11 protein-coding genes and 2 pseudogenes are annotated in these 14,020 nt (G+C 36.5%); 6 read left to right on the forward strand and 7 right to left on the reverse strand.

What is annotated here, in order from left to right; all coding sequences use genetic code 11:
- A pseudogene (locus IPP64_15405) lies at positions 1 to 961 on the forward strand (glycosyltransferase family 9 protein).
- Here the strand turns inward: IPP64_15405 and IPP64_15410 are convergent.
- Complete coding sequence (locus IPP64_15410; protein ID MBL0330751.1) at positions 958 to 1,467, reverse strand: acyl-CoA thioesterase; 510 nt, start codon at positions 1,465 to 1,467, stop codon at positions 958 to 960. The pseudogene IPP64_15405 and the gene IPP64_15410 sit on opposite strands and share 4 nt — an antisense overlap.
- A 51-nt stretch (positions 1,468 to 1,518) precedes the next feature.
- Here IPP64_15410 and IPP64_15415 point away from each other — a divergent pair, with 51 nt between their 5' ends.
- Both IPP64_15415 and IPP64_15420 read left to right on the forward strand, forming a co-directional pair.
- Positions 1,519 to 2,076 carry a CopD family protein gene (locus IPP64_15415; protein ID MBL0330752.1) on the forward strand — a complete coding sequence of 186 codons (558 nt, stop codon included), beginning with the start codon at positions 1,519 to 1,521 and terminating at the stop codon, positions 2,074 to 2,076.
- Between the two features lie 51 nt (positions 2,077 to 2,127).
- On the forward strand, positions 2,128 to 2,661 hold the full coding sequence (locus tag IPP64_15420; protein ID MBL0330753.1) for a hypothetical protein: 534 nt from the start codon (positions 2,128 to 2,130) through the stop codon (positions 2,659 to 2,661).
- A gap of 85 nt (positions 2,662 to 2,746) precedes the next feature.
- Here IPP64_15420 and IPP64_15425 read toward each other — a convergent pair whose 3' ends face one another.
- Positions 2,747 to 3,754: an SPOR domain-containing protein gene (locus tag IPP64_15425; GenBank protein ID MBL0330754.1), complete on the reverse strand. Its 1,008-nt coding sequence runs from the start codon at positions 3,752 to 3,754 to the stop codon at positions 2,747 to 2,749.
- A 72-nt stretch (positions 3,755 to 3,826) separates the two neighbouring features.
- Positions 3,827 to 4,564 (reverse strand): 3-deoxy-manno-octulosonate cytidylyltransferase, encoded by a 738-nt coding sequence (gene kdsB / locus IPP64_15430; protein MBL0330755.1) that lies wholly within the window; start codon positions 4,562 to 4,564, stop codon positions 3,827 to 3,829.
- A gap of 102 nt (positions 4,565 to 4,666) precedes the next feature.
- On the opposite strand from kdsB, the gene IPP64_15435 reads away from it, so the two are divergent.
- Both IPP64_15435 and IPP64_15440 read left to right on the forward strand, forming a co-directional pair.
- The gene (locus IPP64_15435) at positions 4,667 to 5,518 is read left to right on the forward strand and encodes a DUF1571 domain-containing protein (GenBank protein ID MBL0330756.1); all 852 of its coding nucleotides are present in this window, start codon (positions 4,667 to 4,669) and stop codon (positions 5,516 to 5,518) included.
- Between the two features lie 75 nt (positions 5,519 to 5,593).
- Positions 5,594 to 6,457, forward strand: coding sequence for a DUF1571 domain-containing protein (locus IPP64_15440; GenBank protein MBL0330757.1), 864 nt, complete (start codon positions 5,594 to 5,596; stop codon positions 6,455 to 6,457).
- 83 nt (positions 6,458 to 6,540) lie between these two features.
- On the opposite strand, the pseudogene polA reads toward IPP64_15440, so the two are convergent.
- Both polA and IPP64_15450 read right to left on the reverse strand, forming a co-directional pair.
- Positions 6,541 to 9,400: pseudogene (gene polA / locus IPP64_15445) on the reverse strand (DNA polymerase I).
- A gap of 135 nt (positions 9,401 to 9,535) precedes the next feature.
- Positions 9,536 to 10,099: a hypothetical protein gene (locus IPP64_15450; GenBank protein ID MBL0330758.1), complete on the reverse strand. Its 564-nt coding sequence runs from the start codon at positions 10,097 to 10,099 to the stop codon at positions 9,536 to 9,538.
- 223 nt (positions 10,100 to 10,322) lie between these two features.
- Here IPP64_15450 and IPP64_15455 point away from each other — a divergent pair, with 223 nt between their 5' ends.
- Complete coding sequence (locus IPP64_15455) at positions 10,323 to 12,110, forward strand: L,D-transpeptidase family protein (GenBank protein ID MBL0330759.1); 1,788 nt, start codon at positions 10,323 to 10,325, stop codon at positions 12,108 to 12,110.
- Positions 12,111 to 12,126: 16 nt separating this feature from the next.
- Here IPP64_15455 and hflX read toward each other — a convergent pair whose 3' ends face one another.
- Both hflX and IPP64_15465 read right to left on the reverse strand, forming a co-directional pair.
- Positions 12,127 to 13,329 carry a GTPase HflX gene (gene hflX / locus IPP64_15460; GenBank protein ID MBL0330760.1) on the reverse strand — a complete coding sequence of 401 codons (1,203 nt, stop codon included), beginning with the start codon at positions 13,327 to 13,329 and terminating at the stop codon, positions 12,127 to 12,129.
- Between the two features lie 28 nt (positions 13,330 to 13,357).
- Positions 13,358 to 13,969, reverse strand: coding sequence for a SirB2 family protein (locus tag IPP64_15465; protein ID MBL0330761.1), 612 nt, complete (start codon positions 13,967 to 13,969; stop codon positions 13,358 to 13,360).
- Positions 13,970 to 14,020 lie beyond the last annotated feature (51 nt).

Raw genomic sequence — 14,020 nt, forward strand, 5'->3', positions numbered from 1 at the left:
TTGAAAAAAATACTCATCATACGTTTCAGTTCTATTGGCGATATAGTTTTAACAACGCCTGTAATACGCTGTATCAAAGAGCAGAAACCGGAGTATGAAATTCATTACCTTACAAAAACTGCGTTCAAAAGCATTTTAGAAAATAATCCCCACATCTCAAAAGTGCATGCGATTGATAAAGATGTAAAGGAAGTAACTGGTGCATTACAACAAGAAAAATTTGATTTTGTTGTTGATCTGCACAACAACATCCGGTCGTTGCAAACGAAAAAGGCATTAGGTAAACCTTCCGCTTCATTCAAAAAATTAAATTTTAAAAAGTGGCTGTTGGTGAATTTCAAAATCAACAAAATGCCGACAGCACATGTGGTAGACCGCTACATGGATACCGTTGCATCCCTTGGAATTGCAAACGATAACAAAGGACTAGATTATTTCATTCCAACAAAAGATGAGGTAAACCCAAATCAACTTCCTCCATCACATCAAAACGGATATATTGGTTTTGTAATTGGCGCCAAACATTTTACCAAACAGCTTCCCATCGAAAAAATAATTTCTATCTGTAAAAAAGTTGAATCAACCCATTGTTTTATTGGGTGGCAAAGAAGATGCAACAAGAGCGGAAGCCATAGAGAAAGCAGTAGGAAACAACATTTACAATGCTTGTGGCAAATACAACTTAAATCAATCTGCATCCATTATCAAGCAAGCCAATAAAATCATTACGCACGATACCGGATTGATGCACATAGCTGCTGCTTTCAAAAAAGAAATTATTTCTGTTTGGGGAAATACAGTTCCGGCATTTGGCTTTACTCCTTACCTCCCCGACCCAAAATCAAAAATGGTGGAGGTGAAAAATCTATCTTGCCGACCTTGCTCTAAAATAGGGTATGATAAATGTCCGAAAGGGCATTTTAAATGTATGATGGAGATTGATGAAAATTCGTTTAATTAAGCAAACAACGCTTTCAACTCCGTAGCATCACTCGGCTTCATTTTTCCTGCTAATATCAAGCTTAATTGTCTTCTTCGCAATGCTCCTTCATAACGAGCTTTCTCTTCGTCTGTTTCAGGAGTAACAGCAGGAACAGGCAATGGTGAACCATTTTGATCAACGGCAACAAATGTATAAATGGCTTCGTTGGCTTTCACCTTTTCGCCAGTAACAGGATCTTCTACCCAAACATCAATAAATATTTCCATGGAAGAAGTGAATGCACGCGAAACTTTCGCTTCCAACGTTACCAAACTCGCATGGTTTATAGGCATATTAAACGATACATTATTCACAGAAGCGGTTACCACAACACGCTTACAATGACGGTGCGCTGCAATAGAAGCCACAATATCCATCCATTGCAACAACTGCCCACCAAACAAATTTCCTAAGGTATTGGTATCGTTGGGTAATACAATTTGAGTTTGTATCGTAAGTGATTCTTTGGGCGTTTTTGATTTCATGTGTAATAATTTCTACAAAGATATGAGTATCTTTACCTTAAATTTCAAAGAATGGATAATTTATTTAAATACGCATTGGCCTTGCACATCATCTTCATTGTAACGTGGTTTGCCGGCTTGTTTTACATCGTTCGCTTATTCATTTATCATACAGAAGCAGAGCAAAAAGCAGAACCCGAAAGATCCATTTTACAAACCCAATACAAAATCATGGAAAAACGATTATGGTATGGCATCACTTGGCCATCCATGATTATTACCTTACTGCTCGGACCATGGGTGATGAGTTATAATTTCATGTATTACATCACCTCTGCATATTTCATTTTAAAATTATGTTTTGTTGCTGCCTTGGTTTTGTATCATATTCAATGTCATGCAATGTTCAAACAATTGCAAAATGATGTCGTAAAACACTCGTCCTTTAAATTACGTTTATGGAACGAAGTTGCAACGGTACTTCTATTTGCTATTGTATTCTTAATTGTATTAAAAAGCAATACCGGCTTGGTTTGGGGGATGTTGGGTTTGATTATCTTTTCAGGAACCTTGATTTTAGCAATTCGAATTTATAAGAAAAGTAGAGAGAAGAATACTGAGCAGTCGTGAGTCGGGAGTTCGGAGAAAGAAGAGAATCTGTAGACCGTTTTCAGCAGACAAATGACAAACAAGACAAGATTCGTTCTTATCGTATTGACACTTTCCTTATATATTTTATGGATATCCGGATGCTGGAAAATGGTGAATGGGTTTGCAGGAAGTTATCCATATGCGGAATCTTGGGAGATACAGGCAACGGAATCTAGTGTGATTGAAATTATTACTCAAATAAAACAAGAACATCCCGAGTTGATTCCCCCAGGCGAAATGTCATCTTCAATAGACAGAGACAACTGGTGTTTTATTAACTTCTACTATCCAGATACAAAAGAAATTGCCCACACCATATTGTCAGAAACATATGCCGACATTACAACAATTTCATTCACCAACCTTTCGAATTATGAAAAGGAACACCCGCAAATATTTGATTCCTTAAGTATAAAACTAGAAATCGACACAACCAAGGTTCGGGAAAGAACAACTAGTAATTCCAGAACCATAAACAAGGATTATGGTTATTTTGCAAATAAAAGGGAACTGTTAAAATTTGAGGAATTGATTTTAGAGAAGATCAAAGAAAAACTGAAGTAAAATCAGAAGAAATTGGAATAGTGTTATACCTGCGCACAGATTCGTAATTTCGTTTTATTCGTCCCGATAGCTATCGGGATCCGTACTAGTTTCTGTATAACCAACTATTTGGTAATACTTTTCGAAGGGAACTCAATTCGTTCAACGCATCCTTGCGAGTAAGGAAGTCGCCACAAGACACTACATACAATCCTTTATTGTTTTGACCAATAATCGCAGCATTTAAATTTTGTGCCTGCAACGATTGAACATATTTCACTGCATTTTCTTCAATTTGAAAACAACCTGCTACTAAATGAAATTTATAATTCAAATTGATTTCATTTTTTACAACTGCAGTTGTATCTGCAGCAACCATAGTAGTTACAGCAGGCACTTGAATGGTATCGTAAATAATTATTTTCGTAGTTGTGGTATCTTTATTTGCCAACGGAACAACATTCGTAGTTGTATTTGCTTCCGGCAACTTCACTTCATTTTTAGCAAACGGATTTAAATTCGAATAATTTACGTTCTTTAAAAGATCCGTTTTTAAAGGAATCCAAACCATTGCAAACAATAGTGGAAGTGCAACTGCTATGGCAACATAGCGCTTGACATTGCTTTTCTTTTTCTCTGCAGGAATCGGACCTCTGTCTTTAAATTCTTTTTCAATAATCCGTTTTGCAATTGCATCCCGCTTGATGGCAGGCGAATGGAAAGAAGATAAACCAAATGCATCCAATAAAAAGTTGGTTGGTGCCGGTTCAAATTGAATATTTTTTTCTACATCTAAATACAAAGTCCCAACCTCATCAATCTTTACTTTCGCACCTTTTTTCAATTGAATATTTACTTCTTTCACGAAATAATCAATGTATTTTAAGGCTTCGGAATAGGATTTTTTTTCAAAAGTAGCAATTTGATTGGCCAACAAGCCATCGTTGGTTTTCAAATTGATATTAAAAACGATGCTTTTTGATGGAGGGGTGAATGTATGTTGAGTCGGATGAATTTTTGCTGGCGCATAATTGGCCACAAACCCACCTAAATCGGGAACGATTACACAATTGTGGTCGTACAATAATTCACCAATATGTTTTTCTACATTCATACTTTTAATTGTCATTTCGAGCTGTCACCCTGAGCGGAGTCGAAGGGCAAGAAATCTGACTAGGGGGTAAATTTACAAAAATTTAGTGAGTTTTTTAAGGTCATCTGGGGTATCCACTGCAACGCTCTCAAAATCAGTTACCTCAACATTTATTTTATACCCATTCTCAAGCCAGCGGAGCTGTTCAAGCGATTCAGCCAGCTCCAAATCAGACGGTTTTAAGGCTGTAATTTCTTTCAAAATCTGAGTTTGGTAAGCGTATATTCCAATGTGTTTGTAAAATGCGTAACTCTTCAGCCAGTCCTTCATTTCTTTTCCTCGGATATGTGGGATGGTTTGACGGCTAAATAAAACGGCTTCTTTGTTCTTATTCAAAACTACTTTCGGGATATTCACATTAAACAGCTCTTCATCGGTAGTAATCTTCTTCACTAAGGTTGCAATCTGCACCTTGGGAGAGGAAAAGCAAGAAGCCACTAAATCGATCTGTTCGGGACGAATAAAAGGTTCATCGCCTTGAATATTCACCACCACATCTGCGTCTTTCGAAAACTGCTGAATGGCCTCATAACAGCGATCAGTACCACTTTGATGGTTTTCGCTGGTCATCACCACATTTCCTCCGAATTTCTTCACATGCGAAGCGATGCGTTCGTCATCCGTTGCAACAACCACATCAGCGAGGAATTTCGACTTTTTTGCTTGCACATATACGCGCTGAATCATGGATTTTCCGCCAATGTCAATTAACGGTTTGGCCGGGAAACGGGTTGACGCATAACGCGCAGGTATAATTCCGATGATTTTCATTCTAAAATTATTGAATCGTGGATGCCGCAACATTCGCTGAGGCGCTACGAATTTACTGAATTAATAAGAAATTCAAGGCCATTTTTTTAGTAAATTCGCTACGTGAAAATTGCAAGAACCATACTCATTGTATTAATTGCCGCACTATTTGTTGGCAGCGCTACTCAAAAGAGTACTCCGTCTTGCCGCGAGATTGTGGAGCACATGCTTGACAGCATTAAAAACATTCGGACGCAATCCTGCAGCGTAAAAGCGACTGAGCGCATTGGGAAACGCTTTCTGATTGCTCAATCCTACATAAAAATCAATGTAAGTCCGCGTAAAATCTATTTCCACAGTCCGGAAAAAGGCGCTGAATTACTTTGGGTAGAAGGCAGCAACAAAGGCAATGCAATTGTTCACACGAAATCCATCCCTTTAATGAGTTTTGACTTGGATCCTTACGGCAGTATCATTCGTAAAGATCAGCACCATACCATCTTTGAGTTGGGAACCTATTATATCGGCACAACAATTGCAAATACCATCCTGAAAGCACCGAAAGATTTTGATAAACATTTTACGTATGCAGGCACACTTACCTGGAACAATAAAGAATGTTATCAGATCATCATTAGTTATCCGGATTATAAATACATTGATTACGTGGTTCAAAAAGGCGAAACCGTTACCAGCATTGCACACAAGCTGAATACCAGCGATTATAAGATTCGTTATAAAAACGACCTGTCCAGCTATTTTGGAGCCATCAAAACAGGTAAAAAACTGACCATACCTGTTCCCTATTCTAATAAAGCAATCATGTACGTGGATAAAAAAACGTATATCCCGATAAGCGTTACTGTATATGATGAAGAAGGCTTATATGAAGCATATGAATTTACCCACATGAGGATTAATCAAACCTTTAAATCCGATGAGTTTTTAAAGAGTTTTAAGGGCTATGGGTTCTAATAACAACGTGAATCTTAAATTAATTGAACGTTAAATTAAAAATGAGATTATCTTTGCAAACTATTTTATTAAAGCATGTTATTTAAACCGCGACATATTTTCTTTTTTATTCTGACGAGCACCTGCATTTTGTTTGTGTCGTTTGGTTTTAAAAAAACAGATAACGTATCCAACAATCGTGAGTTGATTGATAATATTTTTGAAGCGGTTGATAATATTAAAACCATGCGCTTTAACCTTCAATGCAACGAACGCATCAAAGGTAGAATGACCCACTATGAGTCAAAAGTAAAATTACAAATCTCTCCACGTAAAGTTTATTTATCCTTAAAAGGTCCGGAAGTATTATGGGTACAAGGACAAAATGGTGGCGATGCATTGGTAAATCCTGGAGCATTTCCATACATGAATTTGAATTTAGATCCTTACGGTTCAATTATGCGCAAAGACCAACATCATACAATTCATGAAATGGGCTTTCAGTACCTGGCAGATATTTTAAAAGACGGAATGAAACGTGCGGGTGATAAGCTGGATAAATACTTTGTTGTGGTAGGTGAAGAAAAATTAAACGGCAGAAATTGTTATAAACTGGCCATCTCTTTCCCTGATTTTGCTTGGGGAACATACACCGTAAAAAAAGGTGAGAACTTAACAACCATTGCTCGCAAATTAAGAATTAGTGAATATATGGTGTTGATGAACAATCCAAAAATAAGCTGGTACAACGATGTAAAAGAAGGACAAATTATTCAAGTACCGAATGCGTATGGTAAGCTAACGATTTTGTTGATTGACAAAGAGCTATTACTTCCTGTAAGCAATAAAGTATTTGACGATCGTGGTTTATTTGAAACTTACGAATACCATGATTTAGAAATTAATACCACCATCCAACCGGAAGAGTTTACAAAAGACTATAAGGATTATAATTTTTAAGGCGCCTTTTGTTATCGACTCCCCTCGAAGCGACAGGGTATCATGTCAGTTCGAGCAGAGTCGAGAACTTTATAACTGAAAGACTAATGTGCCTCCAACCAATTTTTGCCAACACCCATTCCTACTTCCATCGGAACTGTTAACGAAGGAATTGCATTTTTCATTCTATTTTCGATGATTGGCTTTACAATTTCCAACTCTTCCTTCAACACATCAAACACCAATTCATCATGCACTTGCAAAAGCATTTTTGATTTTATTCCTTTATCAATAAAATCTTTGTGAATGTTGATCATTGCAATTTTCAACATATCTGCAGCACTTCCTTGAATTGGAGAGTTGATCGCATTTCGTTCTGCATAACCTCTTACGGTATGGTTACTTGAATTGATATCGCGGAGATATCTTCTTCTTCCCATGATGGTTTCTACATATCCTTTTTCGCGTGCTTGTTCAATACTTTCATCCATATAGGCTTTGATGCGCGGATATTTTTCAAAGTAATTTTCAATAATCGCTGCGGCTTCTTTTCTTGGGATATTTAATCGTTCGGATAATCCGAAAGCAGAAATGCCATAAATAATTCCGAAGTTCACCATCTTCGCATTTCTACGCATATCAGATGTTACTTCTTCCAACGAAACGTTGTATACTTTTGCAGCTGTAGCTTTGTGAATATCTTGTCCGGATTGAAATGCATCAATCATCCCTTGATCTCTGCTCAACTCAGCAATTACACGTAATTCAATTTGCGAATAATCGGCTGATAATAATACGTGCTGCTCATCACGAGCAACAAATGCTTTTCTAATTTCACGTCCACGCTCGGTACGAATCGGAATGTTTTGAAGATTCGGATTATCGGAGCTCAAACGACCTGTTACGGCTACCACTTGATTATAGGAAGTGTGAATGCGATGTGTATTCGGATTAACTAATTCGGGTAAGGTGTCTACATAGGTGTTTTTTAATTTTACCAATTCACGGTAATCCAATATCTTCCCTACAATTTCATGTTTCCCTACTAACTTCGCCAAAACATCTTCACCGGTAGCATACTGTCCCGTTTTTGTTTTCTTAGGCTTTTCAGTAATCTGCAAAACATCAAACAATACTTCACCAACTTGTTTCGGAGACGAAACATTAAATGCAGATCCACCCAAGTGTTGAATTTCTTTTTCAACTTTCAAAATATCTTTTTCGAGCTCTCCGGAAATTTCTTTCAAGGTATTTTTATCCAATGCAATTCCTTCCGACTCCATTGCAGCTAAAACGGGGATGAGAGGAATTTCAATTTCTTCAAATAATTTTTTAGTGGCAGGAGTATTCATCATGTCCTCAAACTTCGTTTTCAATTGAAGTGTGATATCCGCATCTTCTGCAGCATATTCTTTGATTTCCTCCATCCCTACTTCCCGCATGCTGATTTGTCCTTTCCCTTTTTTACCAATAAAAGTTTCAATAGAAACAGGAGAATAATTCAAATACGTTTCAGCAAGCACATTCATGTTGTGTCGCATTTCTGGCTGAATCAAGAAAGTGTGCAACCATCGTATCAAACAATTTCCCTTTCAAATCAATGTTGTATTTTTTCAACACCAATAAATCGTATTTAATATTTTGTCCGATTAACGTTATTTTTTCATTTTCAAAAACCGACTTAAACTCATTTACAATTTCTTGTGTTTCGGTTTGATTTTCCGGAACAGGAATATAATAGGCTTCTGAGGCTTTGAATGCGAAAGACATCCCAACCAATTCAGCTGTATGCGCATCCAATCCGGTTGTTTCCGTATCAAAACAAATTTCAGATTGTTGGTTCAACTCAGCAATCAATTGTGCACGTTTCTCTTTTGTATCAACAAGGTGATATGTATGTTGAACGGTTTGAATGGTAGAATAATTTTTAGGAACATCTTCTTCATCGGCAACTTCAGCATACACTTGCTCATTTGTTGTTTCACCTGCTTCTGATGCTGCACCAAACATATCCATTTGATCCGGATTTGTTTTTTTTACTTTCGGAGCAGGAGTTTTGATTGTTTCGGTGGGTGCTGAAAGCGATTCGCCTAATATTTGTTCAGCCAATCTTCTGAACTCCAGTTCTAAAAACAATTCCTTTAGCGCCTCTTTGTTCGGCTCTTCGATTTCAAGTGCTTTTTCATCCAATTCCACTGGCACATCACAAATGATGGTTGCTAACCATTTTGATTGAATCGCTTTTTCTTTATTAAGTTCTACCTTTTCCTTCAGTTTTCCCTTCAGCTTGTCTGTATTTTGAATAAGATTTTCGATCGTCCCAAAATCTTTCACCAGTTGAATAGCCGTCTTCTCTCCTACTCCAGGGATTCCCGGAATATTATCCACTTTATCCCCCATTAATCCTAATATGTCTATCAGTTGATCAACATTGAGAATGTCCCATTTTTTACAAACCTCTGCAACACCCATTATTTCTGCGCCATTTCCTAATCGTGCAGGTTTATAAATAAAAATATTCTCTGATACCAATTGACCATAATCTTTGTCGGGCGTCATCATGTAGGTTGTGAATCCTTTTTTCTCTGCCATCTTCGCCAATGTTCCAATCACATCATCCGCTTCATAGCCGGGCATACCAATTACAGGAATATTAAACCCTTCAATTACTTTAATAATATACGGTATAGCTAAGCGCAAGTCATCCGGCATTTCTTCACGGTTGGCTTTGTATTCTGTAAACTCAATGTGACGTACTGTTGGTTCGGGAGTATCAAAAACAACGGCAATATGGCTTGGTTTCTCTTTTTTTAAAACCTCCAGCAATGTATTCGTAAATCCTAAAACAGCAGAGGTATTTAAACCTTTTGAATTGATTCGATGATTGTTTGCAAAAGCGAAATAAGCACGGTAAATCAATGCAAAGGCATCCAGCAAAAAGAGTTTTTTATTGTTATCAGACATGTCAATTATAAAATTAGATTGGAGTATAAAAATAGGTCAAATTGCTCAGTTATTACTGAGTGTTTATAAGTATTTCGGAATAAAAAAACCCGGAGGTTTGCTCCGGGTTTATACTATTATAAGGATAGAATCTGTTTAGTTAGACGATTTATTGTAAGCATTAAATAGCTCTACAATGTTATCGTATTCATATTTTTTCTCGGCTAATGCTTTCACGATTTCTTCGTTATCCGACATTACTTCTTCAACTTGTTTTTTGAATTTACCCGATTTGATTTTCACAAATTCACCTGATTGTTTTTCCATATAATAATCAGATTTTACTTTGATATCATTCATTTGCAAAACTTCAATCTGAGATTCATACAAATTCACAGAACCTTTTGACAAACGTTTTACAAACACTTGTTCACCATCCACATTGCGGGAAACAAACACAACACCATCCACGCAATACTCCTTAATTTTGGTTGGGTTAAAGGTTTTGATTTCGCCACCTTCTTTTTTGCGGTAAGCAGCTTTTGCAAAATTATCGAAATCCCGTTTCGGATTCTTTTTAATTTCCCCTTTTAAGGTGTCGCCATTCAGCATGATTACATAGCCCGGAAAATATTTTGCCTGAGCGGATGCGCTTTTGTTAAAAGCTACAACTATAGCCACCACAACTATAGAGATAGAGAAAATGTTTTTAATTTTCATAGTTTAGATTAGAATAAATACCTGTTTTAGCAGCCACAAAATAAGAAGAAATCTCCTACAACAATACCTCAAGTTAAAAACTTTGAACAATTGTTAACAACTTATTTCATCCAGAGATGAGCCATAGGCAACGTTATTTTGCAAAAACGCTCTGTAATATTAATAAAATAAGCTGTTTTGATTGATGTAACAGCAATTTTGTAAATTTGACAAAAATTCAACCTTGAATTCCTACAAACTCTTATTCTTACTTCTTTTCACTTCCATCATTGTTGCTTGCAACAAATGTTCGGAAGAACAGCCCAAAGAAATTGTACTCGTTGAAAAGCCAGAAATGGTGAATGAAGAAGTACAAAAATTAATTTCTAAAAAATTAGTCGATGTCGATACTTCAACCATTTTGATTGTTGAAAAGGACAGTTTATTCGCTATACAGTTTGTTTCTGATTTTTACAAAAAAAGAAAATTTGAAGTCGCTTTTACAAACAAAGGCATTCTCACCAATCAAGGCGACACACTCTTGGATGTGATTAAAAATGCTGAAGTATACGGACTCATTCCGGATGATTACCATTATTCTAAAATAGCCTCACTTTTAGAATCGGCACAAGACAGTGCAACAAAAAAATTTGATGCTGTAAAAATTTCTGATGCCGACCTACTCTTAACGGATGCCTTTTTCACTATGGCCGTGCACATCAACAAAGGCAGATTAAATGCTGATAGTTTAACCATAGAATGGAAAGGCAAACAAGTCGACACCAACTTGGTGGAAATATTAAATTCCGTGTTGAAATCAAATTCCATACGCGCTGCTATCGATTCACTCGAACCGAAAAACAGCTATTATCAAGGGCTCAAACTCGCATTAAAAAACTTTCAATATGAATTTAAAGATGTGGATTGGGATAGCATTGCGGATCGAAATTCTGATTCCACAACCTTTATGGCTAGACTAAAAGATCGGCTAATTCAAAGTCATGATTATATCGATGATTTTACGAACTCCGATTCCATCAAATTATACAGAGCTGCTAAAAACAAGCAGAGTTTTGTGCTCACAGAAACGCTAAAAGATTCTATGAAAATAGTTAAATCAATTAAGGAGTTTCAATGCAAAAATAATCTAACAGAGGATGGAAAAATAGGCAAGCTCACATTCAAAGCCTTGCAACGCACCAAACAAGACTACATCAATCAAATCGCCTTAAACATGGAACGTTGGCGCTGGTCGAGAGTACCCGCTGAAAAACAATACGTATGGGTGAACCTTCCAAAGTATGAAATGATCGTAATCGAAGACGACACCTTGGTGATGAAATCAAGAGTGATTGTTGGTGCCCCCGACCACCAAACACCCTTATTAAAAAGCACGATTCGCTATTTCTTAATTTATCCGTATTGGACGGTTCCTTTTAGCATCGCAACCAAAGAAATTTTACCCATTCTAAAACGTGACACTTCCTACTTAAGAAGAAAAAATTTCCAAGTATTGGATGGCAACAATCAAGTAGTAGATGCATCCAAAATAAAATGGAAAAAATATACGAAGACGTATTTCCCTTGGCGATTGCGACAAAATATCGGAGAAGACAATTCGTTAGGGATTTTAAAATTTAATTTTGAAAACAAATATGGTGTATACATGCACGATACAGATAGTAGAAGATTGTTCAACCGTGAAATGCGAGCGATGAGTCATGGCTGCTGCAGGCTCGAAAAATTTATGGATTTTGCAACTTTCCTAATTCGTGACGACAGTTTAAAATATCCGGTAGATTCCTTGCTGGCAGATACGGCAAGACCCATTCAAAAATATGTATACATCAAAAAACCGATTGCATTGTACTTCGCTTATTTCACAGCTGAAACTGATGCTTATTGCGAATTGAAATTTTTTATTGACATGTATAAAAGAGATGAAAAGATGATGCGTGCTTTGAGAAGAGGGAGAAAGGGAATGCTAATTGAAAACAAAAAATCCAATCCTGAAGGAGTTAAATCTCAATAAAAATAGCATTCCTCAATTAATACAAAAACTTATTGTAAGGATATCTCTTCTGATGTAAGTCTTTTACTTTATCGTAAAGTACTTTTTTGAATTCATCAATGTTTTCTTTCTTAGCAGCGGAAATAAACAAACATTCGGTGTGTAATTTATTCATCCATGTTTTTTTAAGGTCGTCCAGACTCAAATTCTTCTTCGTGCTTTCCGTCAAATCATCCTCATCTTTTTGTTCAAACACAAACGCATCTATTTTATTGAACACGAGTAAAACCGGTTTATCACCAGCTCCAATATCTGCCAGAGTTTGATTCACGACATTCAATTGATCTTCAAAACCGGGATGGGAAATATCAACAACATGAACTAAAATATCTGCTTCACGCACTTCATCCAATGTTGACTTAAATGACTCCACCAAGGTAGTTGGTAATTTTCGAATAAATCCTACGGTATCAGAAAGTAAAAAAGGTAAATTTTCAATCACCACTTTTCGAACGGTTGTATCCAACGTGGCGAATAATTTATTTTCAGCGAACACTTCACTTTTGCTGAGCATGTTCATGATGGTGGATTTACCAACGTTGGTATACCCTACCAATGCCACACGAATCATGTCACCACGATTTTTTCGCTGCGTTTCCATTTGACGATCTATTACCTTCAAACGTTCTTTCAAGAAAGAAATTCGATCGCGCACAATTCGTCTATCCGTTTCAATTTCTGTTTCTCCGGCACCTTTCATACCAATACCACCTTTAATACGATCCAAGTGATCCCACATTTTGGTTAGTCGCGGTAATAAATAAATAGATTGTGCTAATTCAACTTGTGTTTTCGCATGTGCTGTGCGTGCTCGAGCAGCAAAAATATCAAGGATTAATCGGGTACGATCAACCACTTTAACTTTGATTTCCTTTTCTACATTGATTTCTTTCTCCAGATTGCGCTGTTGTGCAGGAGAAAGTTCATCGTCAAAAATAACAATGTCAACATTGTTTTCAGCAACAAAGGTTTTTACATCATTTAACTTGCCGGCACCAATAAATGTTCTGGAATCAGGATGTTCCAAACGTTGTGTGTATCGCTTCAAAACTTTTGCTCCGGCAGTATCTGCCAAAAACTCAAGTTCATCTAAATATTCTTTCGCAGTAGTTTCATCCTGCGTTCGATTAATCAAACCTACTAAAATGGCTGTTTCCTGCTTCTTCCCTGTATCGTACATCCTTTATAAATTTCGAAACCCTCAGAAATTATTTCTTAAGTGTCTCCGTATATTCAGCAACTGCTTTAATTTGTCCTGGAGTCAACATTGTTCCAAACGGACTCATTGCATTTTTACCATTTGTAATGATTTCAATACGTGCATTCAAATCCATTGCAGAAACAGATAAATCTTTTGCACCCATCAAATTCAACTTTCCATCCGCACCGTGACAAGACACACAACTTGCATTATAAAGTTCTTGTCCGTTTAATGTTGTTTCAGAAACATTTTCCATACTTTTTGATTTTTGCTTTTTGCTCATCTCTGCTAATCCATAAGCTGTAATGATTAATAACAATGAAGCAACCGCCAAAATTTTATTTTGCTTTTTAAATCCGATAACTGCCAAAGGGATTGAAATCAATACCGCAGCAATTTTAATAATCATCAACGATTTAATTTCAGGAACCTGTGTCAGCATATAGATTCCGGTTACCAAAAACAATGTGCTGATAATCATTTCAGGCACCTTAACCGTTTTTGTAAATTTTGCTAATCCATCTTGTTTGTTTAGCAACAACAAGACAGTTTTTATTAAGTAAATCGTTAAAAATAAAATAACGGTTAATAAATGGGTGTGACGAATTCCTGTTTCCATAGTGATTACATTTTTATAAGCTCAAAAGTACTAAAAATCCATGGAATTTAC

Source organism: Bacteroidota bacterium (genome assembly GCA_016722565.1).
In the GTDB taxonomy this organism is placed as follows: domain Bacteria; phylum Bacteroidota; class Bacteroidia; order 2-12-FULL-35-15; family 2-12-FULL-35-15; genus 2-12-FULL-35-15.

Bases quoted from the DNA above. Each gene is read 5' to 3' on its own strand.
- IPP64_15410 (MBL0330751.1), bottom strand. From the start codon at position 1,467: ATGAAATCAAAAACGCCCAAAGAATCACTTACGATACAAACTCAAATT.
- IPP64_15415 (MBL0330752.1), top strand. From the start codon at position 1,519: ATGGATAATTTATTTAAATACGCATTGGCCTTGCACATCATCTTCATT.
- IPP64_15420 (MBL0330753.1), top strand. From the start codon at position 2,128: ATGACAAACAAGACAAGATTCGTTCTTATCGTATTGACACTTTCCTTA.
- IPP64_15425 (MBL0330754.1), bottom strand. From the start codon at position 3,754: ATGAATGTAGAAAAACATATTGGTGAATTATTGTACGACCACAATTGT.
- kdsB (MBL0330755.1), bottom strand. From the start codon at position 4,564: ATGAAAATCATCGGAATTATACCTGCGCGTTATGCGTCAACCCGTTTC.
- IPP64_15440 (MBL0330757.1), top strand. From the start codon at position 5,594: ATGTTATTTAAACCGCGACATATTTTCTTTTTTATTCTGACGAGCACC.
- IPP64_15450 (MBL0330758.1), bottom strand. From the start codon at position 10,099: ATGAAAATTAAAAACATTTTCTCTATCTCTATAGTTGTGGTGGCTATA.
- hflX (MBL0330760.1), bottom strand. From the start codon at position 13,329: ATGTACGATACAGGGAAGAAGCAGGAAACAGCCATTTTAGTAGGTTTG.
- IPP64_15465 (MBL0330761.1), bottom strand. From the start codon at position 13,969: ATGGAAACAGGAATTCGTCACACCCATTTATTAACCGTTATTTTATTT.